Genomic DNA, 26,765 nt, shown 5'->3' with positions numbered 1-26,765 from the left:
GGAAGTACGGTTGGTTTTAAAGCTGTTCCTGTTGGCTATTACCACCACTTCGTTCAGTTCCCTGTTGGATAATGCCAACTGAAAAGATACGGTGGTTGCCTTACCACTCTCAACGGTTATTTCCTGCTCTGCATCTTCATATCCAACAAGGCTTACGGCAAGTATATAGCTGCCCGGCTGAATATTTTTAATTTCAAACTCACCGTTATTATCGGCAACCGCATTCTTCACCGTGTTTTTTATGAGTATGGTTACTCCTTCGGCAGGTTTGTTATCTGCTGTGGTAACTTTTCCTTTGATATAACCGGTGACGGGCTGCGCCGAAATTCCTGTTAACATTGTTAACATGGCAACGATAAGTGTCTTCGTTTTCTTCATGTAGTTTTACTTTTTTTCTTTGTTTGTTTGAGATAAAAACAGGGCGTTGTCTGAAAAGTCTTCCATTATCGAGTTAAAGAAGCAGCAACACCCTTTAGTACAAGCGTTTCCTATCAATACAAGCCCTTGTGCTATTTATTCAATAGTGAAACAAAGCAAAAGTATATGCAGGAGAAAAATAGTAGGCTACCCGATCGGGAAATTGAGTTGCGCAATGAGGAATTTGCAGGACAATAAAAGACAATCGGCCGGGATATCAGGCATATCGCCTGCTAATTGCCGTTATCAAGAAGGGCATAGGCGAAAGCCGCTAATGCCGCTACTGAGTGTGAGATGAAAGGAGAAAGTGAGACGGTGTTTGTTTCGCAAAGCCTTCTCACCTTACCAAAAATATACGAGATATCAGTGCCGTTCCGGTCATACGCGCGGTCTGACCCTCCTTTCGTCGGGTACCGACTGCTTTATTTTTTCGCAGCTACGGGCGTCTCGTTTTCAACCCAGAATTTTTCCAGTACGGACTTCACTGTAGTCTCTACATTTTTATCTTTCAGCTTACCCGTGCTATACTCTTTTGCCAGCGCAAATAAATGTTCGTGCAGCACTTTGTCATCAACAGCGCTTTTTAAGGTAACAGTGTTATGACCAGATAAATATTGTTCCCATGCCTGGCGCACTTTCGTCCAGTAGGGCTTTGTTTTTTCCCAGTAAGCCCTGCCGGCATCACACTCCTTGTCATCTACGCGCACATAGGTGTTTTTCCCTTTCTCTTCCACCAGGAGCTGGTCAACGCCATCTTTGCGGATGATCTTTTCATTGTCCTGCTCATGCACATATCCGTTGCCGGTGAGTACAAGCCGGTTTGTTCTTTTAAGGATATTGTAGTCGTTGCGTACTGAATATTCTCTTCTTGGAAGCGGTGCATCTGTTGTGTTCTGCCAAAAGGTTTTACCATCAAGGGTTACCCATTTGGCCGCACCCTGGTAACGGGGTGCATCGCTCACTTCCCATACCGACTGTGTCCACCTGCCTTTTACCTGGTCTTCCGGAAGGCGCTCTTTTTCCCATACATTATTGCCTTTGAATGTCCAGATCACCGGGTTTTCATAGGTCCAGTCTTCCCGCCAGTGCTTAACGATCATTCCCTCCGAAACGATCAGCAGGTGCTGCATAACAATTTTATTATCGCTTACTTCAATCGGGAAGGTAAGCTCCGTTCCGCCGTTCAGTCCTTCACGCTTGTGAAACTTATACTCCTCGTCGGGCGAAAAAGTTTCGGCATATTTAAACTCTACATTAAAGCATCCGCAGAGACTGTCTATGTATTTTTTTGCGTCGGCGGATTGCGCCTGAACCAGTACAACCAGCATTAAGCCAATAGCTGTTCCAATAATTTTTTTATCCATTTTTACAATTTAATGACAAAGCAACATGATTCGCCCGAATAAGATTTACAGAATGCGGAAAGTGATTTACGCAAAAAGGAAAACCATTCCTTTTTGGGGAATGGTTTTCATATAACATTTTATACTCTTATTATTTTATTCACCGCTTTTTACCAAAGCATATTCAAATGCGGGGTGGCCTCTTTCTCCATCTTTGGTTAAGGCCGTAAACCTGAGCTTATAATAATTGTTATCCCCATCTTTAATAATATAATATATGTCGTCGTAAACATAAGGTGCTGAAGTGGGTCCGCCACCGGCACGCCAGCCTGAACCAATCGATAATTGAGAAGCGCTGAGCGTGAGCGCTGCAATATCTGCTTCTGCAAATGCATCATAGGCTTTGGCTGAAGTTTCCACCTCCGCTACCTCCACGTTCCTGTTCTGTATCACAAAGTCCTGGAAGGCATATGGTACTTCACCACCGCCAAAATCAGTTACATTGGAAAAATAGGTCCAGGCAATGTCCCATTTTGTTTTTTGAGGCTCTACTTCAACAGCGCCTGTTTCAAAAGAAGCATAGTTAAAGAAATAGTCTGTGTTTTTAGGGATATCAACAGAAGTAAAGGAAGTAGCGTCAATATCGGCATGCTGCAGGGTGTAGCCGCCGCTCCCGTTGCGGATGATCCTTATCTTTTTCCAGCCCCTGTCGGGTGTGGGAGAGCCAACTCCTTTTCCCCTGTTAACGATATATACCTTATTATCAGAGGCCGTAGCGGAAACTTCGGCTATGGCTGTTTTAGTCAGATCGCCATCGGGATAATCAATATAGGCAAGCGCATCGGTGCTTGGTGCAAACTGGTTAAAAATCACATCCTCCGAAAAACCGGTCGTGTCTTCAGCAGTTACATCGTTCAGATCGCTCTTGTCAATTTGCTTTGCCATCATGGCGGTAGAGGAATTGAGGATCACGCGCCATTCGTCGCCGCTGTAAAAGCCCAGGTCCCATTTGGTGCGCTGAACGGCCGTTTGGCTGTTGGCGCTCAGGTCAAAAAACACCTTATTGCCATAAGTGGCGCCGCCGCCATCGCCTGTAATATCTGATCCGGCAGATATGATCTCGGCGAACTGCAGGGTAAATACATTGGTGGTGCCAATGATCACCGGCGTGGCGGAAGACTCAATTTTAAACACGATCTGCTCATCACCATCAAGTAAAACACCCGGTGCTTTGGCGAGGGTAAAGCTTCCTTCGCTGCTTCCGCTGGGAACGGTTAACGACAGCGTTCCGGAAGCAGCCGCCGGGGTGGTAGTGAAATCGGTGGTATATGCAACACCTGTTGGCGTAAGGCTTATGGTAATGGCAATATCCCTGTCGGTTGCCCTGGTTAATTTTAATTTCACTGTTATATCCGGGGCAGTTGCTGCCAGTCCCTGGTTACCAGATTCAAACTGTACCAGGTTATCGGGCAATGGCGCGTCTTTTTTACGGCATCCCGCTGCCAGAACAAGTAAGGCGAGGGAAAATATAAATCCTGTCCGTAGGGTTTGTTTAAACATGCTGTTTGAGTTTATATGATTGATATAATTAATTTTTATTCCAGTTAAAGGCAAGTCCCAGGAACCAGGAGCGGCCGTAAGCAATAGACGAAACGGCGCTCGACGCATGCGCACCGGTATTGCCGGCAGTGCTGCTCACCCGGGTTACATCAAAGAGGTTGCGTACACCGGCATTTAAGGTGAGCAGGCTGAACAGTTTTTTGTTGAGGGTGATATCTGCCCAGTGGTAGCCCCCGGTCTGCATCAGGCGTACTTCATCCTTTCCGTTTACGGTAGCCAGTTGGTAATAGGGCAGCCTGCCGGTGAATTTGTAAAAGAGATTCACATTCATCCCGATCTTCGGAAAAGCATAACCGGCAACTGCATTGGTTTCCAGCGACCACTTGAATGAAGCAAGGGAAGGGTCATTGGCCTTATACTGGTTGTACCGGCCCGTATAGGAAAAGCCCAGCGAAGCATTGAGGTTTTTGTGTACCAGGCTCCCATTCAGCGTGGCGCCCCGTGTTTTGTATTTATCAATATTGCTGTAAGTGGTAATGCGTGTATCGGCAGCGCTTTGCACATAGCCGATCATATTGCTCACATTATTATAAAAGCCGCTCAGTGAAGTGCTCAGCCGCAGCGATTCTTTTTGAATAGCAGTAAAGGATAAGGATCCTGTAAAGCTGTTGGAATATTCCGCCTGCAGTTCCGTATTGCCTATGATGTCATGGCTGCCGTCGTGAAAGTCGAAGTACAGCTCGCGGATGGATGGAGAACGGAACCCCCTGGCATAAGCTGCCCTGAGGTCAAGCTTTTCCGTTAAGCCCAATTTTACATTCAGCGACGGGATGGCCGGCGGCGCGTCGTACACGGAATTGCTCACAAAACGCAGACCTGGCCGGATGTTTAGCCTCTTTACGGGCGTGATCTCCGATGTAATAAAAAACGCGTAATCGTTGATTTGCTGCTTACCTGTTTTTATCCTTTCCCCATCGCCGTTCTCTATATTGACATCCACACCGGGCTGAAACGATACAACAGGCGACATCCTGTACAGCACGGTTCCGCGGAAAGTGAAGCCATTGAAGGCAGACAAACTGTGAGCGCCCGGGGCAGTAGCTACCCGCACGTCTCCATCAGGGTAATACAAGGTGGAATACACCTGCCTGGTGAAATGGGTATAAGACGCAATGGCGTTTGCAGATAATTTTGGATTAAAGGTATAGGATGCCTGTAATTGCTGCATCAGCCTGTCTGTAATATATTCCTGGTCGAGCGCCGGCTGGCTGCCGGTGATATTAGCCGGGTTGGTAATGATCTCATCCAGCCCGTCGAACCTGTAATATACATTGAGCTTTGCCTTACGGTAGCCAATCATGCCGTTGCCAACGATCTGGTCTTTTTTATGCCACAGCAATTCTCTTCCCACAGCAGAATCTTTCCAGCCGCCAAATAAATTGCGGCCGATGCCACCGCTAACATACCAGTTTTTATAAGTTGCCGAGCCGCCCACATACTGGTTGTGTATGCCCTGCTGTAAGCCATATTCTTTTCCTACGGTTTCCTCATGCAGCCTGGCATTTACAGTGAACTTTTCCTTTTTTGGTTTTTGAGTGATGATATTGATAACGCCTGCCAGCGCATCGGCTCCATAGATCACCGACATGGGCCCTTCAATGATCTCGATCCGTTCAATGGAATTTATCTCCAACTGGTTGATATTGATCTCGTTGGAAGTTCCCTGCCGGCCAATTACGGGCACACCGTCAATTAATATTTTTACATTCTGCCCTGAAAGTCCCAGCATCTTAATATCTGAACCGCCTGTGGCGGGATCCTGTGAGAACCGGATGTTCAACTGGTTGCTGAGCACATCCTGCAATTTGGAAGCTGCCTGTTTTTGTATCTGGTCTTTTGAAATTATCCTTACCTGGTAAACGGAATTCTTTACAGATTGCGGTTTATATTGCCCGGTTACCACTATTTCCGCCAGTTCTTTTGCAGTCATTGTATCTTCCTGCGCAAATACTGTATTAGCCAATAGCACAATTCCGGTAATAAAGTATAACTTTCTCATAATAAATAACTGCTGCTGCAAAATCCTGTTTCAAAAGATGGTATATCAAAGGCCCGATACCATATTCCGGGCTGAACAAGGGTATTCCACATTCCTGCAAATGTGTAACAGAAATACCATTTGGCTTTACGCAGAAGGGAAAACAATTTTCGAAAGCAGGAAACTGACAGTAGTGTGACAAATGGGGCGGGTTTAGTTGTGCTGCTTCGTATATCGGGTATAAAAAAGGCTTCCTGGAAAGGAAGCCAATTGCGTCTTAGACGCAAACATGAGAAAACTAAGTTTAAATACGGCCGCTATTGTTCTTTTAATATAGTTGGACTTTCCGAATGCGCTCCGGTACTGAAATTTCATTTAAAATGAGCCCCTGTGGAAGTGGGCCACCCCGGCAAATTCCGCGTATCGTTGCACGAAACGACAGAGGCTGTAGTGAATACCGGCTTTTCCCGGACTATATGTTTTGAGCTAAAATGATCGAACTACAGGAATCCATACCTGTCATTCGGCAACCACGCGATATATTTCATCTGCATGGTGAGTGCCGGCAAACAGTGCACGAATTTGGTCCACATAATCCTGTTTTTTAAACCGTTCAATAATAAGCGGCCGCACAGCTTCACGAGTGTCTTTTCGAAGAGAATCCCGATAGCTGCTTTATCTACGGGTTCAAAAATAGTATCACTGCCCCTCCTTTTCCTTGTACTTTTCCCGTAAAACATTGGATTTTTTGCGCATTGCAGGTTGTACAGACCCTTGCGGAAGGCAATGAGCGGTATTTGGGTTTTGAGCTGCTCTTCCGGTAGATTACTGTACTACCCGCTTCAGGTCAATAGTAGTAGTAATGTTTTGTTTGCCGTCTCTGTCATATCGTTTACCCACCTGGTGCCATTTACCGTTTTGCATCGTTACGGTATATTCGCTTTGTATAGCGGCAGGCTTATCGGGATACATTATGGTTACTGTAAACGAATTTGGACTAACAGAGGTTACTTTGCCTGTTTGGGTGAATGTCTGCCCTGATTGATTTTTACTAATGTCCATGTAAGAAACGGTATTGGTACCATAATCAGGTATAAAATATTCATGCTCTGCCGGTGGGGCATACGATATATTGTTGCGGGTAAAAATTCCGTTTGAAATTTGCTCCAGCCCGCCGGGTGTTTCTCTCAGGTCAAATTTAACCGAATTTAATACTCCTCCATCTGAAGGTTCCCTGGTAGCTTTTCCATCCAGCTCCCATTTGCCCACAAAAGATTTTATATTATTCATGATATCCATCATTTCATAACCGGCATTGTTCAGCAGGGTGAAATTGAGGATTTTCCATGCACCATTGTGTTTTACCAGGGTGCGCATTTCTGTATTGGGTGTTTTGTCTCCCTCTTTAAAAGAAATAGCAGCCATGTTGCCATTGATATAAATATGGTAGTCGGTTTTATTAAGGAAAGGTTCAATTTCGGCTTCACTCCTTACATCAAGACTCTGGATATCACTTTTGTATGCTGCTGTAATGGCATTCCAGCCAAGCAGTTGATCATAACCACTGGCGCCTGCTCTGAGAACGCTGGCAGCTGTATCGTGGAGCCAGCATGCTGCCCATCCGTTATAATCTTTATGGAAGAAAGTGGAGGTTTCCTGCTGCAATACTTTTTTGATAGCGGTTTCGTCATTCTTATTATTCTGCGCTGTTGCAGAACAACTGAGCAGGAGCAGGAAAGCTGCGGTAATCGCAGATTGAAAAGGTTTCATTTTAAAATATTTTAAGTTCTAAGTAATTATGATTGTGTAAGTTAGAACCGCCCCTAAGCCGGAAACTTATACTTTTGAAACAAAACATTGGATTTTTCGTGCATTGTGGTTTGGATGGGTCGTTGCGGAAGATAATGAGCGGGTATTTTAGCCTTTGGGCGGAGGATCTTTTTCTGTCGTGACGCTCGACGGGGGAAATCCAAAATAGCTTTTAAAAACGCGTGAAAAATAAGCAGGTTCGCTAAAACCGGTTTCATAGGCGATCTCTGCAATAGTAGCCTGGTCGTTTTTCAGTAATTCCATTGCCCGCTGCATGCGCACAGAGCGGATAAATGCACCTGCAGACTGGTTAATGATGGCTTTTAATTTACGGTTTATCTGTGAGGGGCTCATAGCGAACTCCCTGCCCAACTGCTCTACAGAAAACTTTTCATCCCCAATATGCTTTTCCACTGTACTGAGGAGCCCCTGCATAAACCGGCTGTCCTGCGACGTAACCGTTATTTCAGCCGGCTTTACTACCAGCCTGCCGCTGAATTTTTTCCGTAATTTATTACGCAGCTCAATCAGGTTACGCACTCTTATTAACAGTTCCTTTGAATTAAAAGGTTTGATAAGATAGGCATCTGCACCGGTCTCCAGCCCGGTTATTTTATCTGTATCTTCTGCGCGGGCAGTAAGTAATATAACCGGGATGTGGCTGGTGATAATATCATTTTTTAATAAAGTGCATAATTCAAATCCATCTGCTACAGGCATCATCACGTCGCTGATCACCAGGTTCGGCATATGTTCTTTGGCAGTTTCAAATCCTTCCTGTCCGTTTTTGGCTTCTATTACCGTATAGTTTTCCATCAATTTGCCACAGATATAGCTCCGCACATCCTGCTGGTCTTCCACCACAAGAATTGCCGGTCTGCTATTATCTGTTACTTTTTCGTGGTTTGTATCATCGCGTTTTGCATCAGGCCATACGGAATTCTGATTTGAGGACGTGTTACCCGGGGCGCCGGCAGCAATCATTTTTTTATTAAAAGCGAAATAACAGCTGAAGGTGGTACCTTTATTTACATCGCTCACAACGGTTATGCTGCCGTTGTGCAGCGCTACCAGTTCCTTTACGAGCGCAAGACCGATCCCTGTTCCCTCATATATTTTTTTGTTGGAGCTGCCGGCCTGGTAAAACCGATCAAAAATGAACGGGAGCGCTTCTGCAGGTATGCCGGTTCCGCTGTCTTCTATTTTCAGTTCCAGCAAGTTTTTGCCCGCCAGTGAAATACTTACAATAATACTGCCTCCTTCCCCCGTAAATTTAAAAGCGTTGGAAAGAAGGTTATAGAGGATCTTTTCAAAAATATATTCGTCAAAATAAAATGCCAGCGTTTTATCCCTTAGCGCATTTTTTAAGCGGGGGTCCACTTCCGTCTCCAATAAAATATTTTTATGGTGTGCCATTGAAGAAAAAGAATGCACAATTTGTTTTACAAAAGGAATGATATCCTCACGATTGGTATTCACCGGGTAACTCCTCACATCAAGTTTAGACAGGTCTAAAAGCTGGTTGATCAGTTGCAAAAGGCGTTTTGAATTGCGGTGGATATACTGCAGAGGCTCCCTGAATTTTTGTGTGTTCTTATCCTGGAGCATATCTTCAATAGGCCCTATGATGAGTGTAAGCGGTGTTCTGAATTCGTGAGAAATATTAGCAAAAAAGCGTGATTTGAGATGGTCAAGCGATGACTGCAGGGCTAATTTTTTCCGGAGGTTGGAAAACCGCAGGAAAAGTACCCATGTAAAAATGATCATCATCCATAAATAACAAAGTATCAGGATAAAAAATGCAATGCTGTTAAATCCCGACTCATAGCCGGCAATATCCTGCGCTCCGAGCCTTGCATAGTACAGCCCGTTAATAACCGCCAATGCATAAGCGGTTGCCTGCAAAAAAAGAATAGGTATGAGCGCCACAAGCAGTAGCCTCACCATCCTGTCTTTATTGCGTACATACAGCAAAAGAATAAGTAAAAGTGAAATGCCATTTATCAGCTTGATAGTGTTTTCGGAAAAATGAGCAATATTTGACAGGTTGACCTGAAAAAGGGCTGATGAAACGCCTGAAAATAAAAGAACAAGCACCTGGAGAACACTAAAACTCAAAAGGTATTTATCCCATAAGGGAAAGTGCTGAAATGTTTTTAAAAAGTAGCGTACAAACTGGATGAGAAAGAAACTGGAACAACTATTAAAAATAATATACAGGTACAATAATAATTGTGGGTTTTCTTTTAGAAAAGCATCATTTAAGCTGCACAACGCCAAAATGCAAAAGGATACCAGGAACAGGCTGAAATAAAGAAATTCTTTTTCACGGACTATTATGAAAAAATAAACGTTGATAATGATAGACAGGATAAACATCCCCAATAAAAAGGCATCCTGTATAGCCGTCAAATAATGCGATTCATTATCCACATAATTGTGCCGAACCAGGTTTTCTGCAAAGCTGAAAACAACCTGCATCGAGTCTGGCTGAACATCTGCATAGTTCCAGTAAATCCTTTTATATAGCGTAACGGTATCGCCGGGCGGGATGTGAAGCGTAAATGCCGGAATCCTTTTCAGCCCATCGCGGCGGCTCCAGGGCACACCTCTCCCTGTGATGTAGTGCCGCCATTCGCCATCATGAATTTTAGTAAACAGGTCTGCACGAAAAGAGTGTTCGGGCAAAGCAATTTCTATTTCTTTCGCCATGTTACCGGCAACCCGGAAACGCTGCCAGTAAACACGGCTTTTATAGCTCACCTTTTTATCATTGCGTTGAAAAAGAGAGGAAGCTGTTACCTCTGCAAGCTGCATTTTTTCTCCTGGATCGGCCATTACCTGCCAGTTGGTATCCGGTAATAAGCGGTATACAGCAGTGTCCGCACTGATTATATAAACAGGCGGTAAAGTAAGCTGCCCCTTTGCTGCTATGAACAGCAATAAACAAAAAACGGAAAAAACAACGCTTCTTTTTTTAAAAATTGCTATCGCAATCATTGTAAGTAAGTAAAACTTTCTGGGTGCACAGTTTTGATAACTCCGGCAGCTTATTGCCGATCTTGTTGGAACCCGCAAGTGTTCTCAGCAAAACGTATTCAAGGGAACAGGATGGTTAAAAGTATAACTTTTAATTCTGAAACAAAGCAGTGAGATTAAAAATGTGAAGCCATCCCGGCAGGATCTGCCGCTTCAGCAGTTATACATCCGAAATACGGGAATACTGCCTGCAGAGAAGAACCATACGGGCTGTCGTTAGCAATTACTCACCTGGTTGCAGATACCTGATCGCTGATATCTTTTTTATACCCGTATGCACAATGCCTGCACCCGCTCTGGCAGCAGTAGCCTCTTAATATATGGTATAGCGCTGTAAATACCAGGTTATCATTTTCCTTATAATAATGCAATCCTTCAATCAGCATTTCCTTCTGAACCGGAAATTGATAACCTTTTGCTGTTTTAATGTCGCGGTTGAGCTTTTCGAGGCAACTTTTGCATAAGCAATCGAAGCTTGTGCGCAACAAAAAATCCTGTGTAGCTTCGCTCAGCTCAATGGTATTACACTGGCAGTTTGCAATGTCGCCGGATCTGCAGGTAAACCGGCTGTTACATTTGGGACAATATTTTTCTTCGTGCTTTTCCATTATTTAATTGATGATACAGGGCTGTCCGGAAAGTAATATTTTGCCACAAAGCCACCAAGCAGTCACCAAGAAAATAAAGCCTGAAGATCAGGATATTGTGCTGTTGAGTCCCCGGCGCCATAATCTTTCCGGACCAGCCCTTTTCAGACAGTTTCACTAAAACTATAAAACACTTTCACGTACAGACAACCGCAGTGTTGCGGCAGCTTCCACCATCGCCTGGAGCGCCTTTTTGGTTTCTTCCCAATGCCTCGTTTTTAACCCGCAATCGGGGTTTACCCAAAGCTGCTGAGCGGGTATAACAGCCATTGCTTTTTCCACCAATGCGATCATTTCTTCTTTTGAAGGGACCCGGGGCGAATGGATATCATAAACCCCCGGGCCGATATCATTGGGATACTTATAATCAGAAAAAGCATGTAGCAATTCCATTTGAGAACGTGAGCATTCGATTGTGATCACATCGGCATCCATCTCTGCAATGTTTTGAATGATGTCGTTAAATTCGGAATAGCACATATGGGTATGGATCTGCGTTTCATCCTTCACCCCGCCTGCCGCAATGCGGAACGCACGAACTGCCCATTGCAGATACTGTTGCCAGCTTTCTTTCCGCAATGGCAATCCTTCCCGGATGGCAGGCTCATCAATCTGTATGATTTTTATTCCTGCTTTTTCCAGGTCGGTAACTTCATCGCGAATGGCCAATGCAATTTGTGTGCAGGTTTCGCTCCGCGGCTGGTCGTTGCGTACAAAGCTCCATTGCAAAATGGTGACCGGCCCCGTAAGCATTCCTTTTACCCATCTGCCGGTAAGGGATTGCGCATAAGCCGTCCATTTCAGCGTCATGGGTGCCGGGCGGCTCACATCCCCATATATAACGGGCGGTTTAACGCAGCGGCTGCCATAGCTTTGTACCCACCCGTTTTTGGTAAATACAAAGCCATCTAACTGTTCGCCAAAATATTCTACCATATCATTGCGCTCAAATTCACCATGCACCAGCACGTCTATGCCGGCTTCTTCCTGCCAGCGGATAGCATCCGTTGTTTCCTGTGCAATTAATTTATTATACTGCTCTTGTGTAAGCGCACCGTTTTTAAGCCCGGCTCTCCAGCTCCGCACCCCGGCTGTTTGCGGAAATGAACCTATAGTAGTAGTTGGAAACATGGGTAGCTGCAACACATGCTGTTGTTTCATTTTCCGTACGGCGAAAATATTTTTACGCCGGTCATCTTTTGCGCCAATGCCGGCAACACGATGCTTTACCTCCGGGTTGTGAATGAGCGATGATGTGCTGCGGCTTATACCGGCGCTTATATTCTCCTGTAATTTAATCTCCGCATCTGCCGTGTCTTCACCGTTTGCCAGTTGTTTGAGCGTAACCACTTCCTGTGTTTTTTGCTTCGCGAAAGCAAGCCACTGCTTTATTTGAGGCGTTAAGACCTGCTCATCGGTTTCCATATCCAGGTCGCAGGGCGAATGCAGCAGGGAGCACGATGGTGCTATCCAGATCCTTTCCGGCCCGATCTTTTCAACCGCTTTATGGATCAATGCAAGCGACTGCTGAAAGTTATTTTTCCAGACATTCCGGCCATCTACCACGCCTAAAGAAAGCCGGGTTTTTGTTTTTACAAAATCAGTTGCCAGGATATCATCCAACTGCAGCGGGCAGCGTACCAGGTCGAGATGTATGGTTTGTACGGGCAGGTTCAGCGCTGTTTGCAGGTTCTGCCCGTAACAATCAAAGTAGCTTGCCAGGATAATGTGCAGGTTGGGAAGCCTGCGTTTTATTTCATTGTAGGTTTGTATAAACACTTCCCGCTCTTTTCCGGAAAGATCAAGGGAAAGGCAGGGTTCATCCAATTGCACATAATACGCGTTGCCTTCATCTAATTGTTTTAATACTGCTATGTAAACAGGCAGTAAACGGCCGATAAGCTCAAGCCTGTGAAATCCTTCTTCTTTTTCTTTGCCCAACAACAAATACGATACAGGGCCTAACAATACCGGTTTTGCATTAAATCCCGCCTGCTTTGCTTCTCTGAATTCACTGAGCGTTTTGTTGCAGTACTGGCTGAATTGCTGGTTGGCCGTAAACTCCGGTACAATGTAATGGTAATTGGTATCAAACCACTTTGTCATTTCCATGGCCGTAATGTCAAAGCCATCCCGCTGGTAGCCCCTTGCCATGGCAAAAAGCAGGTCAATATCCGGCAATTGCTTCTCTTCCATCAGCGTATGATACCTTTCCGGGATAGCGCCCACCATCAGGCTGGTATCCAGCACCTGGTCGTAAAAAGAAAAATCATTACAGGGAATCAGGTCTATGCCTGCGTTTTTTTGCAGTTGCCAGTTTTGCAGGCGAATGGCTTTGCCTGTTTGCAGCAGTTGCTGTACGGGCAGCTTCCCGGCCCAGTATTGTTCGGAAGCTTTTTTAAGTTCACGCCGGCTGCCTATCCTCGGGTAGCCTAAGTTGTGCGTTTGCATGTTTGTTGCTTTTTAATTGATAAAAGATCAGTTAAAAGCTCTTGCCAAACTTCCAGTGCTTTGTAAAATAAAAGAGAAGTAGTAATGCACATTATCAATAGGCAATAAATTACCCGGATAAATTGAATGTACACCAACTGACTGCCGCTTCATTCCGCGAAAGCATTGTCAATTCGATAAAGGCAGGTCTCCTGGCTTGTAACATTTTTACCGTCCTTCCCATGGCGACAAGCGCCACAGTGGATACCCGTGGGTAAAAATCTTTTTGTTACTTACAGTTGCGGGACAGCTTGTGATTTGCACACAATTCCCTATTAATCCCGCCGATAGCGGGAACCTTTTTCGTTTGATGAAGAAATTGAGTAAAGAACTTATGAAACGCAAACGTACATGAAATTTTTCATTCATAAAACCTGCCCGTTGCGGCAGGACAAATGAATGATCAGCCTTCATGCCCTTTTTATTCCCCGCTTACGGGTAATCTTGACATCACTACTCTTTCTGCCAGCTCGGTACCCGCCTGCACAAGCGGGTTGAACAGGGTATTAACACCGGCGGCTTTCAACAGGGCGGCCTGCTCATCCGATTCCGTTACCGCACTGACCGCTCCCACAAACCCTCTTTTACGGAGCGTTTCAATGATATTGAGCTTGGCTGATGCTTCGCGTATGGCAACTACCACACCCTGTAATTCATCTATATTGAGGTTTTTCCAGAGCGTTTTGCTGCTGGCATCGCCGTACAGTATCCTCCGTTTCTGGTTACGGTGTTTTTCCAGTACTCCGGGGTCGGTATCAAAGCCCACTACTTTTTTGCCGCTTTTAGACAGGTAGTCGTAAGCAGCCGTTCCTGTTCTGCCCATGCCCACCACGATGAAGTTGGCAATACCTATGGAATTGGGCTCGGCATCGCTGCGCGCTTTTTTCCTTTCGAACCGCTCTAAAAATGCCTGCAGCCGGTGAAAAATAGCATTGGCTCTTTTGTTGACAGGCGCTCCCACCAGGAACGACAATGCCACCGTGGTGGCCAGGGTAAGAAGCAGCGACCCGGGCAATAGTCCGGCACTGATGGCAACAGTGCCTGTAATGAGCGCAAATTCGCTGAAACTGGCTAATGACGTGGATGTAAGAAAAGCGGTACGCGCCCTGAGCCGGAACCTGGTGAGGATCGTAAAAAAGATGACTACTCTTACCGGCAGGAACAGTACGAGCGCCGAAGCGTATACCAGGTCCTGCCAAACCGGGGTTCCCGTAAGCCCGATCTTCAGGAAGAAACCGACAAGAAAGGCTTCGCGAAGCCCCCATAGCTTTTCCGTCATTTCATTCGATTTTTCTTCTCCGGCATGGAGCACGCCAAAACAAAAGGCGCCCAGCTCTGCGCTCAGGTGCAGCCACTCAAAAAGGAAGGCTCCTGCTAATGCCATGAATATGCCGTACAGCATGAGCACCTCCTCATCTTTAACAGACCGGAGCAGCCATACCAGGGCCGGCTTAAGCAGGGGTAGCAACAGCAAGCTGAATGCCCAGGGCGAAGGCGCTTTGAGTCCGGTAAATGCCATGATCCCGATGAGGATTATGTCTTCCATAACAAGAATACCTATTGCCAGCCTGCCATGGTAGGATTCCAGCTCTCCCTTGGACTCCAGCCCCTTGGCTGCTATAACGGTACTGGCTACCCCGAATAAAATGGCCAGCAGCGTGATCTGCGATGCGTGGAGCGCTGATGATATCCCTATAACAAAAAAGAGCCCCGAAAGCATGATAACGCTCACCACTATCTGCAGTAAACCCGATACGGCAACCTCGGGCTGAAGAAAATTCTTTAAGCGGATCTTCAGCCCCAGCGTGAACAACAGGAGTATGACGCCGATATGCGACAGTTGATCCAGGGCAGGCGTGCTGCCGTAATGAAATGCGGCAAGAATAAATCCGCCTGCCAGGTAGCCCAGCAACGGGGGAAGCCCAAGCTTTAAAAAAATATAACCCAGAATAAAAGCAACAGTGATAAAAAGGATCGCTTCCATAGCAATTGATTTTCCTGACCCGGCAGGCGATTTACCATTGAAGGACTGTAAAAAAATAGTATCTTCATCAGCCTGTACCCCTGGTCATTTATTGAAACAAAATACCGATAACTTTTTAATGCATCCACAAAAAACAAAAATATGAAAGCTATTCCCGTATGGTTATTCCTGCTTTTCTCCACACCCGTTTTTGCACAGTTAACAGTAAGGGAGCAATTTGAAAAGATCAACACAAAAGAGGAGGCGCAAAAATTCATTGATGCCAACCCGGCACTCAAGCCAACTTTGCTTTACCTTACTCTCGGAAAGGATACTACGCGTATTGACCAGCGCCTGCTGAAGCAGAATAAAGGGGATATTTTTTCGGTAGGCTATGTTACATACAAGGTGCTGGACGGTACAGAAACGATCAACTACCGGGCAAACTATATTTTTCTTGATGGTTTTTCGGTATCTCCCGCTGAAGCCGACAGCCTTAAAAAAATTATCCTGCAAAAACACTCTGAAGGCGTTTCTTTTGAAGATCTTTCCGACCAGTATACCATGGACGGGAACACTACCCGCGGCGATACGGGCTGGTTTTTTGGAGAGCTCACGATGCCTAAAGAATTCCAGGACGCGGTAAGCAAACATAAAAAAGGAGACATATTTTTTGTGGATGTGCCCGAACGGCAATGGCATTATATTGTAAAAAAAACCTATGATGACCAGGTAAAGAAAGAAATAACCGTACTGCGGGCAAACGGAAGATAAGGCTGCAATAATGTACCTGGCGCGGGTGCGGCTGCTGCTTGCCCGGATGAATTCGTTTCGAAGGGGAGGAGAGGGGGATGGGTGAAAGGGTGAAGGGAGAAGGGTGAAGGGTGAAGGGAGAAGAGAAACGTGAGAAGTGAGAAAGGTAACATTACACGTTCATTTTATTGAACCCATATTTCATCTATAAAGAACCAGCAGGGATGCCCTACGCCGTAATGCCAGTGGGGACAGGTTTTTACAGCGGTGATATCAATTTTAATGTAACGGGCTTTTACCGGCTTGCTGCCTGTATGGCTGAGGTCAACAAACTTTACTTTGGGATCCCTGTCTTCAGGATTGTCAACGGATTTCAGCATCGTGTAATCGGTACCGTTAGATGAAACGGAATAAGTGACATTCGACGGCGCCAGGATCCATGCACCCAACTGGTGCAGGAAATCGGTATGGATGCCGGTGAATTCCTTTTCACTGCCCAGGTCAAGCGACAATGCAGCATCTGTACCCAGCCAGCCTACCCATCCTTCAGCAAATGTCATACCTCCATACAGTCCATCAGTGAGCTCAGCACCTATGGTAGCATATTTTTCACCGGGCGGTGTTGAAAAGCTGATCCCGGCAACCGGGATGGTTTGCCTGCCCGAAGGCATATACCTTGTTCTGTACAATGCACAATAATCAAGCGGACTGTTCCCTCTTTCATTGAGCGTGGGAACAGAAAACAATTTTACCCTTTCTTCAAAAAGATCCAGCTTGCGGCTGATATCATTTACCTGCATGTTTTTATTGGTGCGGGCAATGTCGAGCTCCGAATATTGCAACGGTAAACGGGTGCGCCACACCCTTTTCAGCAAAACGGGATCTGCTGCAACGGCTTTTTCCGCACGGTCGAACAGATCGTTGTACCTGCGCATCAGGGATGGCTTCAGCATGCCGTCTTTGTGCGATACCGGCGAATCGTAGATCCATAGCCGCTTGCCGCTGCCCAGCAATGCACCTTCCATCAGCTTTATATACTGGTATAAATGAGGCGCTGCAGCACCATAGTATCCGTGGAGGAAAGTTTGCACAAGCGAATCTTCATCCTGGTTCACGTTCCACATCAGCTTCGATACCAGCCATGTTCTCAGCTCGGCAAAATCACCGCCACGGCTGCCGGCTATCTGCGAAAAATGCATAGACACGTTGTTCTTGCGGAACAAGCGCATATTTTCTCCCAGTATATGAAAGTTGGGGAATGGCACGAGGTAATTGTCAAAGTTGATGCCATAGTCCCACACAAATATATTTTCCGATATGGCGCTCCAGCCTTCCAGCGCTGCTGCAAATTCGCGGCCCGAAGCATTTTCCTTTAACGTAACCTCCCTGTCGCAATCAATGCTGCACAACATTACATTTACGTTTTTTGCCGGCTTTACATGTTGGGGCGGCTTCATGGAATACAGATAGGCGAGCGTTGAAATTTCTTTATCCGGAAAACGTTCAGCCAGCTTGTTCATAAAATGTATGAGGCTGCCCGAATGAGCGCCTTCATGGTCATCAACCGCTTTGCATTTATCACACTGGCAAAAAGTATAGTTGCCATCGTTCTGGCTCACGGAAACCATGTGCTTACCGGGATTGGCTTTAAAAACAGAATCGAGTCTTTGGGCTACAATTTCCAGCACCTCGGGGTTCGACAGGCACCACTGGCTGGCTTTGCCCGGATGGCGGCTGCCGTTGAAATAAGAATAGTATTCGGGGTGCGTTTTGCCATATACTGCCGATGGCAGGAAGAAATCGAAAGTGTGCACCCACAGGTTGCCTGCAAAGAACTCCCGGGGCGTTTTCAGGCGCATCCAGTTGCGGTAAACCGAATCGGTTGCCATGGCATAATGCTGGCTTTGCCGGTACCGGAAGGATGGTATTTCCGAAAAGCTAACCGCCGGTACCTGCAGGGTGGAGGCAGGAGTTAAGCTGTATTCATTTTCACCCCAGTACGAAACGCCGCAATAGCGTTCGAGCAGGCTTACTATAGCATATACGGATCCCTTCCCGCCGCCTGTAACCACCTGCAGCACATGATCGTTGTGCACGATGCGGAAGCCGTCTTGCGTAAGATCGTTTTTTGGAACATCTTTATTGAACCCGGCATTGCCGATAACAATGTCATTCGTTTTAATTTGATTGGTTGTTTGGACCGGCAGTTTGGCTTTGGTAATTCTTTCCACAAAATCCTGCAGCAGGCGTGCAGCCCGGGCGTCAGTGCTGTCGCCGGATGTAAGTACAATCCTGCCCGCAGGCTTACCATTTTTAACCAGCATCACCTGTGCCGGCAGCACAGCATGAAAGCAGAACAGCAGTAACAGCAGGCTGATAGAATATTTCATGATAAAATAAATGAGCCGGAAATTAATAATTAATTCTCGTGTAAATACCGGCAGCAGTTTCCAATATTTAAAGTTATGCCTTACTTCGTATGTCTGGCAACATACAAATTCTTGCGGCCGGATTTGGAATATTTTAAAACCCCTTCCTTCGCAAATCGCAGGAAAAGGCCCGAGATGCTTACCGGGTTTGCTTTTATATTGAATCTTTCGCGGAGCGCTGACCGGACCCGGTTCAAGCCTGGGGTGGTGTAAAATATCCTTGCTCTACCAGAATATTTACTCATGCACAGTTATCACCAGCCGGCTTATGAAGAACAATTATGGGAAAGATAAGATGGCAAGATGGTAAAATGGTAAGACGGTAAGATGGTAAGATGGTAAGATAGTAAGATGTGATGCGTAAAAGTTTTACAGTGCTCTTAGTATCCTACCATCCTGCAATTTTATGGTCTTACTTTCTCATGGTCACTTTCTTACGCCAAAACGGTGATTAATGACTATGGTAGATAAATAATCAGTCCAAAAAGATAATATACAATGGTGCGATCAACCCAATATCATCAACCCGGATATTAAGCGCTTGCGATTTGCCTTTTTTCGATGTCGTTTTCATTACAATGCGTTTTTTTAATTCAATACATCAATTATGCCACTACAACACATAAAAATGATGTAACAACAGACCTGGTAATATGAGCCAGTATCGCCATGCTCATTTTATATGTCAGCTACATTTCCTCCCTCCTCAATATCCAGCCCCTGTGATTGCCGGCTTCCACATACGCATACCGATGCCACACGCCATAAACGGTAAGGGGTGTACCGGTTGCTATCCCGGAGCGTACGGCACTGCCAGGCGATGGAGCGTCAAACAATGTATCTGAGCCCGGTTTCAGTTTTTGCTGCAATGGCTTTGCGGTGAGCTGATCGCTCTTAATATATCCCGTGGCGCCATCCGGCAATTCTACTTTAAACCAATCGGCCGCTCCAGCCAGCGTGATGGTCAGTGTTCCTTTTTCAAGCGTAACATAAGGAGCCGATGGTATCAGGCTCGACAGTAATCTTGCTTTTACGGTAGTACGCAATATTTTGCTTATCTGTGAAGTGTCTGCTTTAATATCGGGCGGCGAAGGCCGGTTGGCATTAACAAAAGGGAAAGGGTCTGTCGCTCCCGAAGATGCATAAATGCCAAAATGCAGGTGCGGTGGTGTGTTGCGTGCATTTCCCGTGTTTCCTATCAACCCCACAATATCCCCCGTTTCAATGTTTTGGCCTTCCTGAACCATTTGTGTGTCGAGATGCGCATAATACAGGCTGTAGTTTTTACCCCCGGGCCGCATAAACACAATTTTTCCGCCCAGGTTGTTGGTCCCTACACGTGTAACAATGCCATCTGCTGCTGCAACCGCAGGTGTTCTTTTAGGAGTGAAGATATCAATTCCCTCATGTTTCCTGCCTCCTGCATCACGACTGTCGCCCCAGAACCCGGAAGTTTTTGGATTGTCGGATGTGCGAACAGGAAAAGCCAGGGATGGCCCTGCTGTAATGGTAATGGTGTAGCTCACAGCATGCAATAGCTCGGGCTGTATCCTTACCAGGTATTTACCCTTATCTTTTATCTCTACTTCCCATCGGTATTCGAGGGAATCGGCAGCGTATAATAATTTCCGCGTTGTGTCTTCCATTTTCCACAGCTCAGAGAATATATGCCCGGTCACGGGCTGCTTTTCTATAACAAAGCTGATCTTTTCGCCTTCCTGCATACTAAAAGCATATCCTGCGGAACGTGGCGTTTCTGCAGGGAAGAAGCCGGTTTCTTTATAAGGGATAGCTATAGTTAACGGAGCCTTTAAGCCTTTTTGTGCAGCGTTTGCCCAGGCCTTGTAAAGTTCCGTTCCTGTTAATCCTGCATCCTGCAATGCCGACTGGTAGCGCTCATGGGGACTTTTGCGGCCGAATATTCCCTGCCTGGAGCTGTTGCATGCGTACAGGAAAAACAGGTAAAGTATAAAAGCGCATACAGAAGAATAGCTTTTCATGATGACACGGTTTGCTTATCAAAAGCAAAGAAGGGGCCAGGCAAGTTCCCGTAGAATAATAGCTGCCCGAACCGGCGGTGCCGGATGCGCCATTACAATGTGCCGCCGGGGAACTACACCCATATGAGTTTAAAAGATTGCATCCGTATTGGATTTCCCGGGAAATCTCCCGGATCAGTATATTAAAGAGATCCTTATGAAAGCAAGCTATTTATCGAGCGTCATCAACAATCTGAATCTGATTAAAATCATCATCTCTTATAATCACCGTCATCTCCCCAACTCCGGAACTGCATTAGTTTTGAAAATGGAGATACCGGGGAAAAGCCCTGTAAAGAGTCAGCCTTAAAATTCTTCTTGTGTAACACAGGTAACCGAATATCAGGTTTTATTGACGGAACTTTGCTTTCAACTCAAAAACAAACAACATGAGCTATTATTTTTCCAAAACAGCAGATGCTGATTTTGATACGGCTATTGAAAAAGTTACAGAAGAACTGAAGAAGGAAGGATTTGGCATACTCACCCAAATTGACGTGAAGGAAACTTTGAAAAAGAAGATAGACGTTGATTTTAAAAAATACCGTATCCTCGGAGCCTGCAATCCGCAGTTTGCTTATGAAGCATTGAAAACAGAAGATAAGATCGGGACCATGCTGCCCTGCAATATCATTGTACAGGAACATGAAAATGGGGAAGTGGAGGTTTCTGCGGTTGACCCTGTTTCCTCAATGATGGCTGTAAAAAATGAAGCGCTTGCTTCCGTGGCAATGCAGGTAAAGGAAAAGCTCAGCCGCGTGATCGCCAACTTATAATATGGCTAACCGGCGTTTTCACGGGAAAATTGGATCAAAGAAATAAATTTTGATTATGACACATGAAATAGATGTTCAATGGATGGGTAAAATGCAGTTCAATGCACTTGTGAACGGCCATACAATTGTAATGGATGGTCCCGAAAAAGTTGGCGGCGAAGACAACGGTACCATCCCCAAGCCCCTTGTGTTAACAGCTTTGGCCGGCTGCACCGGCATGGACGTTGCTGCAATTTTAAGAAAGTCCGATAAAAACCCGGATGAGTTTTATATGAAAGTAACCGGAGAGATCAGCAAGCGGGTGCCGATTGAGTATATCGGGGCACATATAATCTATGATTTTAAGGGCGCCGCAGAAAACAGGGAAGCTGCATTGAACGCCGTAACCGATTCGCAGGAAAAATATTGCGGAGTGAGCAGCATGCTTAAGAAAGCATTGCCTCTAACCTGGGAAGTTAAATATAACGGGGTACAAATATTTAATAACAAAAAGGAAAAAGTTTCAGAACTGAACTGATCCGGGCAGAAAAATGAGCACATTAAAAAATCTTCTATCTAAATACAGGCTCACTATTATTGGAATATTAGTCGGCGCTGCTGGCGGCTATCTCTATTACCATTTCATCGGCTGCAATTCCGGTACCTGTGCCATCACGTCAAAACCATTGAACAGCACTTTATATGGCGCTGTAATGGGCGGATTGCTGTTCAACATTTTTAAAAATGGAAAATAGCAATGATTAAAGTAAATGAAGTGGCATTTCACTTTGTAACGCGCTGAGATAAAAAAATTGTCTTTTCAGACGCTTCGTGATCCTGCCGGGAACTTCCCGCCATAGCGGAATAAACTTCCCGCCCTCACTTTTTGCTAACGCAAAAAAAGCGACACGCTGACCGCGTTTCGCTTTGGATCACTTCGTGAACCCTGTGGTACAAAACTCGAACCACTTTATAGCGGATTTAAGACTATTGAGTGAATTGTAAACATCTAAAACCATCGAGCTGGCGACTTTTTAATTTACTAACAATATTGCTGATTTAATAATGCTCTTGAGAGTTCGTTGTGATTTTATTAAATGCTGTCGTGACAATTCTATTAAACAATGTGTTGCACTATTATTTAATGCCAGTATCTCTTGAATCATTATAGTAAAATAGTGTTTCCTGACAATCTCCGCATTTCCGCTGTAGAGGCTATCTTCGATACAGGTTTTTATTGTAGAAGACTTCAAACAGCCCGGAATCTCCAACCTAGCTGCATCCGATTATTAGGAGAAGGTCATTAAAATATTCTTCGACATATCCTTGTGAGATTTTTTCCTGTTCCAACCTGTTTTTATCTATCAACTTTAATTGTTCAAAAAGTTTACGTTCCTCATCATTTAATAATGACAGCTGTTCAGATTTGTTGCGTGCCCCGGCAACCGAAAATTCCGAAAAATGCTCAAAAGTTTTATAATCCATCATTATACTTTGCGTATTCGGATAATAACTTCTTAGCTGGTGTAGTATTTGAAAACCATGCTCATCAATATCTCCCCAATAAAAAATATGTTTCTCTTTCAGCCAGGCAACGTTTTTTTACCATCAAGTCCTTTCTCAAGCTGATTCTCTTCATCAAGAATAATCTCTTTACTGTTTTCTTTTAAAATGTATTGATATGCTCCTACGAGGAAACCAGAACTCCCACTAATTACATCACAGATTTTGGTATCTTCATTATCAATATTTGGAGCAACCAGTTCACTCATCATTTGAATGATATGTTTGGGCGTTCTGAACTGCCCATTCTTACCTGCTTCGTTTGTTGCACGTAAGAGATATTCATATACATCACCCAATAAATCTTGGAAATGTTGATGCTGTTTTTCTTCTTCTTCCACTAAAGAAAAAATTTCATCAATTATCCTTACAGCTTCTTCTAGTAGAGAGGGAGTGTTTATACCAAATCGAGCATTTTTCATTTCAATTGCAAAAGGTTCATCTTCTTTAGATAAATCATTTTGGATAAATCTAAATACACCATCCATTTGGGATTTTAATTCAGTTCCTTCTAAGTTATGATAGCCACTCCATTTATACCCGTCTTCTACTTTGGGATGAAACTTCTCCAAACGCTTCATAAATATCAGGTAGGATATATTATCTATTGCCGTTATAGGGTTAGATAATCCTCCTGCCCAGAGCCTGTCCCAGAGAAGCTGTACTTTATTTTTTATTTCTTGTGATAACATAGTCTTGTTATATTTTTTCTAAAATTTCTTTTTTTACAAATTTGTACGCTTGATTTATATCGTATGCAATTCCACTTCTCAGCAATCCGTTCATATCTCCTGTGAAATCAGCATCTTCAATTTTCTTTCCCATATTTTCGAGAAATTCCTTTTGAGTAACATTATTATCCTCCTCTTTCATATAATGTTTGAAAGCTTCAATGACCTTTTCTACATTGACATCTGAATTATTCAAGGCATACCATAAATCGAATAAATCACGTCCCTTCTTGCGTTGGTATAAAGCTCGAAGTTTGGTTGCTAATAATTCATCCAATCCATAAGTAGGAACTAAAGCTTTTCCGTTATCCCATTCAGAATCTAGCTGAACAAGAATATCTTGTAAACCATATACAGAAAAGTGTTCTCTGGTATTGACCTCGATCTTTAGCTTCATCGGCACATCGTCTTCGGATAGAATGCTATACACAATCGCATTATTGTGTTCTTTTTGCTTGATACGAGGTTTTCCTAAAAACGAAAGCTGTTCCCGAATCCTGTCTATAATTGCTCCGAATGGTTCTGCTTTTACCTGCACCAAATCAATATCTTCCGAATACCTTGCAGCAGGGGCTAAAAACAATTTATGTAATGCCGTTCCTCCTCGAAAAGCCAATCGCTCTCTTATAAGATCATCACTAAACAAAGCGATCAATGACCGTTGAATGATCAAATCCTGCTCCACCTGGTAGTTTTCCTGCCAGGGAGCCTGCTTTCGCCATGCTGTTATATACGACTGTGGTATCATATATCTGTTTCTATTTCTACGTTAGGTACAATCTTCCATCTGTTACCCGTTACCATACTTTCAGGTTTCTTTCTTTGAGGACGTAATAAGATTGGGTAATGACCGACTGATTCAAGATAATTGTATAAGGCATCACTTAATGAATGGTCTTCCAAAACACATTCTAATAAATATCCCAGGCGCTGAACTACCGCCACTTCTTCATACTGTCTTGCTGTTTCCACTAATTGATCAGCCTGTATCATTTCTTTCAGTTCTTCTATCACAGTAGCCACCCGGTTAAATCCGCCTACTTCATTGTAATAATTGACTAAATCCAAAGCGGTTAATTCCGCTGACGAAATATTGATATATCCGGTATCTACTTTTTTCTTTATGACATCCTTTTTGTTCCATGATTTTTTGATGTAAAAATTAATGCCCACCTTATCATTTTTGATTGGCCTCAAAGCAATTCCTTCCGTAATGATGGAATAGTCTTGAGGCTGCTGATGAGCTGCTCCGTGATAAGCAGCGGCATTTAACAGACCTACATAGTAATCCCGGTTCAGGAACTTCATCAAATCATTTACGTATAGATTAGTAGGAATAATGCCCTTCGCTCTGTATTCTGGTGGAACAATCACATAAAAACCTCTGCGAACCATTACCACTGATTCCTGATTTTTTAGCCGTTGTAATGTTTTCTTCAGAGCATTTTCAGACACTCCTAATTCGCTATGCAACCCTTCGGTAGTAAAGCTATACTTACCGTTTGCCCTTTGTTCATCAATAAAGGAGTCTAAATATTTGTATTGCTCCGCCATTATTTTAGTAAACGATTGCGATATGGGTTTAATTTTAACCCCTTTTGCAAACATAAACTTATATTTTTATACTATCAAAACCAAGGATGTTGTTGATTATTTTATCATGTCCGTGTAAGCACAGATGAACAAAAAAGAAAGGGATATTCCTTACCTGAACAAGAAGAACGGTTACTGAAATATTGCAGGTACAACAATATCGAAGTCAAGGGGATTTACCGTGAAGACTTCTCTGCCAAGAATTTCAACAGACCCGAATGGAAAAAATTAATGGCATCCGTCGGGCAAAACAGATGGGCAGGTATCCGAGCAAAGCTCCCTTGGGTTTCATCAATCTAACAACAGTAGATGGCAAAAAAATCGTCGCTCTTAAGCAACCTGAGGCTGGTATTATAAGATGGGCCTTTCTCCAACTTGCCAAGAATATCCATACAATTGAGGCAGTCCGAAAGATGGCTGATAGTAAGGGATTGAAGTGTTCCCGTTCATATTTTTTTCGGCTTATACGCAATCCTGCCTACTGTGGTCTTATCCCAATAAAATCTGAATCAGAAGGACAATACATGGTAAAGGGAATCCACGAGCTATTGATTTCTGAAACACTGTTTTACGAGGTTCAACACATTATTAATACAAAGAGGAAAGTTACCGCTAAAACAGACGGCTTGAAAGCAACCTTTTTTCTAAGAGGGTTTTTGGTTTGTCCTCTTTGCGACCGAAAACTTAGCGGAAGTTTTTCCCGGGGCTCAACAAAAAGAAATCCTTACTACCATTGTCAAGGAAAATGCAAGACACGAGTCAATGTACTCTTTCTTAATGATTGCTATCAGCGTAAACTTCAGCAATTAGCACTTTCAAACGGGGCGATGGATTTATTCAAGTGTATTTTAGAAGACTGGAATACAGGCACACAAAAAGTAGCGTATATACAGAATCGAAATATGGTGATGAGAAAGCTAATTGAACAGGAATCAATTCTTTCCCAAGCCCGGAAATTATTTGTGACAGACATACTAAAATCCGATGACTATAGTGAGTTAAAAAAGGAATGTCTTGTCAATTCCCAATGCCTGAAAAGGGAATTGAACCATATCGATCTTAAATTAAAGGCCATTGACAAACAAAGCCAGTTGGGAGGTAGGTCGTTTGTAAACATTCTTCAAGGATTTTCAAGTTTGGACACAGCAGATAGAAAACATCTTGTCAACCTTATCCCACCGCTTAGGGTTGATTTCCAAACAGGGGATATCTCTTTGGGATTGAACAGTGGGCTATCAAAAATATTATCAACGAAACGACAAGCAAAATAGCAATGAGTATGAATTTTACCGATAAAAGGTTTCGGTTAAGCGAGCAATTACGATATTAGCAAAAAATGGTATTGAAGTCGATGATGACGAAGCAATCGTTATAGTAGACTTCCTTTATCTCATGGCAAAAAATTATAAGAAAGATGGGGAAAGAAAAACACCAAAACCCAAGAAGAAATCGAACTATAAATGACCAGACTATAACAGTTTGGGTCACAGATTTTTATTGACATAAAAAAAGGAGACAACTACTGTGTAGTGTCTCCTTAAGTGATCCCGCTGGGACTCGAACCCAGGGCCCATACATTAAAAGTGTATTGCTCTA

Annotated in this window: 20 protein-coding genes, 1 pseudogene and 1 riboswitch; of the genes and pseudogenes, 6 read left to right on the top strand and 15 right to left on the bottom strand. The window is 44.2% G+C overall.

The window, feature by feature from the left end:
• From PLH26_RS07160 to PLH26_RS07120, 9 genes are all read right to left on the bottom strand, one after another.
• Positions 1-378: carboxypeptidase-like regulatory domain-containing protein (locus PLH26_RS07160; RefSeq protein WP_324585320.1), on the bottom strand; the 378-nt coding region annotated here is incomplete at its 3' end.
• A 461-nt stretch (positions 379-839) separates the two neighbouring features.
• Positions 840-1,781 carry a DUF6607 family protein gene (locus PLH26_RS07155; RefSeq protein ID WP_324585319.1) on the bottom strand — a complete coding sequence of 314 codons (942 nt, stop codon included), beginning with the start codon at positions 1,779-1,781 and terminating at the stop codon, positions 840-842.
• A gap of 135 nt (positions 1,782-1,916) precedes the next feature.
• A complete protein-coding gene (locus tag PLH26_RS07150) occupies positions 1,917-3,320 on the bottom strand; it encodes an HmuY family protein (protein ID WP_324585318.1) in 1,404 nt (467 codons plus the stop codon).
• 28 nt (positions 3,321-3,348) lie between these two features.
• Positions 3,349-5,379 (bottom strand): TonB-dependent receptor plug domain-containing protein, encoded by a 2,031-nt coding sequence (locus PLH26_RS07145; protein ID WP_324585317.1) that lies wholly within the window; start codon positions 5,377-5,379, stop codon positions 3,349-3,351.
• An 804-nt stretch (positions 5,380-6,183) separates the two neighbouring features.
• Complete coding sequence (locus PLH26_RS07140; protein WP_324585316.1) at positions 6,184-7,128, bottom strand: hypothetical protein; 945 nt, start codon at positions 7,126-7,128, stop codon at positions 6,184-6,186.
• Positions 7,129-7,275: 147 nt separating this feature from the next.
• Entirely contained in the window at positions 7,276-10,167 is a 2,892-nt protein-coding gene (locus PLH26_RS07135; RefSeq protein WP_324585315.1) for an ATP-binding protein, read from the bottom strand.
• 266 nt (positions 10,168-10,433) lie between these two features.
• A complete protein-coding gene (locus PLH26_RS07130; RefSeq protein WP_324585314.1) occupies positions 10,434-10,814 on the bottom strand; it encodes a cysteine-rich CWC family protein in 381 nt (126 codons plus the stop codon).
• 162 nt (positions 10,815-10,976) lie between these two features.
• Positions 10,977-13,304, bottom strand: coding sequence for a 5-methyltetrahydropteroyltriglutamate--homocysteine S-methyltransferase (metE, locus tag PLH26_RS07125; protein WP_324585313.1), 2,328 nt, complete (start codon positions 13,302-13,304; stop codon positions 10,977-10,979).
• Positions 13,305-13,468: 164 nt separating this feature from the next.
• A riboswitch (cobalamin riboswitch) is annotated at positions 13,469-13,660 on the bottom strand.
• 104 nt (positions 13,661-13,764) lie between these two features.
• Positions 13,765-15,327, bottom strand: a complete 1,563-nt coding sequence (locus tag PLH26_RS07120; RefSeq protein WP_324585312.1) for a cation:proton antiporter domain-containing protein — start codon at positions 15,325-15,327, stop codon at positions 13,765-13,767.
• 141 nt (positions 15,328-15,468) lie between these two features.
• Here PLH26_RS07120 and PLH26_RS07115 point away from each other — a divergent pair, with 141 nt between their 5' ends.
• Positions 15,469-16,080 (top strand): peptidylprolyl isomerase, encoded by a 612-nt coding sequence (locus PLH26_RS07115; RefSeq protein ID WP_324585311.1) that lies wholly within the window; start codon positions 15,469-15,471, stop codon positions 16,078-16,080.
• A 164-nt stretch (positions 16,081-16,244) separates the two neighbouring features.
• Here PLH26_RS07115 and PLH26_RS07110 read toward each other — a convergent pair whose 3' ends face one another.
• Both PLH26_RS07110 and PLH26_RS07105 read right to left on the bottom strand, forming a co-directional pair.
• Positions 16,245-18,449, bottom strand: coding sequence for a glycoside hydrolase family 20 protein (locus PLH26_RS07110; protein ID WP_324585310.1), 2,205 nt, complete (start codon positions 18,447-18,449; stop codon positions 16,245-16,247).
• A 728-nt stretch (positions 18,450-19,177) separates the two neighbouring features.
• Positions 19,178-20,488, bottom strand: a complete 1,311-nt coding sequence (locus tag PLH26_RS07105; protein ID WP_324585309.1) for a peptidoglycan DD-metalloendopeptidase family protein — start codon at positions 20,486-20,488, stop codon at positions 19,178-19,180.
• 428 nt (positions 20,489-20,916) lie between these two features.
• On the opposite strand from PLH26_RS07105, the gene PLH26_RS07100 reads away from it, so the two are divergent.
• Genes PLH26_RS07100 through PLH26_RS07090 form a run of 3 tightly spaced genes read left to right on the top strand, consistent with a single transcriptional unit; the run spans position 20,917 to position 22,037 of the window.
• On the top strand, positions 20,917-21,303 hold the full coding sequence (locus PLH26_RS07100) for a DUF302 domain-containing protein (protein ID WP_324585308.1): 387 nt from the start codon (positions 20,917-20,919) through the stop codon (positions 21,301-21,303).
• A 55-nt stretch (positions 21,304-21,358) separates the two neighbouring features.
• Complete coding sequence (locus PLH26_RS07095) at positions 21,359-21,820, top strand: OsmC family protein (RefSeq protein ID WP_324585307.1); 462 nt, start codon at positions 21,359-21,361, stop codon at positions 21,818-21,820.
• Positions 21,821-21,833: 13 nt separating this feature from the next.
• Positions 21,834-22,037 (top strand): DUF6132 family protein, encoded by a 204-nt coding sequence (locus PLH26_RS07090; protein WP_324585306.1) that lies wholly within the window; start codon positions 21,834-21,836, stop codon positions 22,035-22,037.
• A 517-nt stretch (positions 22,038-22,554) separates the two neighbouring features.
• Here the strand turns inward: PLH26_RS07090 and PLH26_RS21740 are convergent.
• From PLH26_RS21740 to PLH26_RS07075, 4 genes are read right to left on the bottom strand one after another with little or no spacing between them, the layout of a single operon-like run.
• On the bottom strand, positions 22,555-22,836 hold the full coding sequence (locus PLH26_RS21740; RefSeq protein WP_502876368.1) for a Wadjet anti-phage system protein JetD domain-containing protein: 282 nt from the start codon (positions 22,834-22,836) through the stop codon (positions 22,555-22,557).
• Between the two features lie 29 nt (positions 22,837-22,865).
• A complete protein-coding gene (locus tag PLH26_RS07085; protein WP_324585305.1) occupies positions 22,866-23,537 on the bottom strand; it encodes an N-6 DNA methylase in 672 nt (223 codons plus the stop codon).
• 7 nt (positions 23,538-23,544) lie between these two features.
• Complete coding sequence (locus tag PLH26_RS07080; RefSeq protein ID WP_324585304.1) at positions 23,545-24,324, bottom strand: nucleotidyl transferase AbiEii/AbiGii toxin family protein; 780 nt, start codon at positions 24,322-24,324, stop codon at positions 23,545-23,547.
• Entirely contained in the window at positions 24,321-25,184 is an 864-nt protein-coding gene (locus PLH26_RS07075; protein ID WP_324585303.1) for a type IV toxin-antitoxin system AbiEi family antitoxin domain-containing protein, read from the bottom strand. Before PLH26_RS07075 ends, PLH26_RS07080 begins: the two co-directional genes overlap by 4 nt.
• 114 nt (positions 25,185-25,298) lie before the next feature.
• Here PLH26_RS07075 and PLH26_RS21735 point away from each other — a divergent pair.
• A pseudogene (locus PLH26_RS21735) lies at positions 25,299-25,469 on the top strand (recombinase family protein); the annotation flags it as partial.
• The gene (locus tag PLH26_RS07070; RefSeq protein WP_324585302.1) at positions 25,388-26,440 is read left to right on the top strand and encodes a recombinase family protein; all 1,053 of its coding nucleotides are present in this window, start codon (positions 25,388-25,390) and stop codon (positions 26,438-26,440) included. The pseudogene PLH26_RS21735 and the gene PLH26_RS07070, both read left to right, overlap by 82 nt.
• Positions 26,441-26,765: the final 325 nt, after the last annotated feature.

Source organism: Agriterribacter sp. (assembly GCF_035444585.1).
In the GTDB taxonomy this organism is placed as follows: Bacteria; Bacteroidota; Bacteroidia; order Chitinophagales; family Chitinophagaceae; genus Agriterribacter.
Note: the sequence above shows the minus strand (reverse complement) of the source record. Positions and strands in the feature narration are given on the sequence as shown.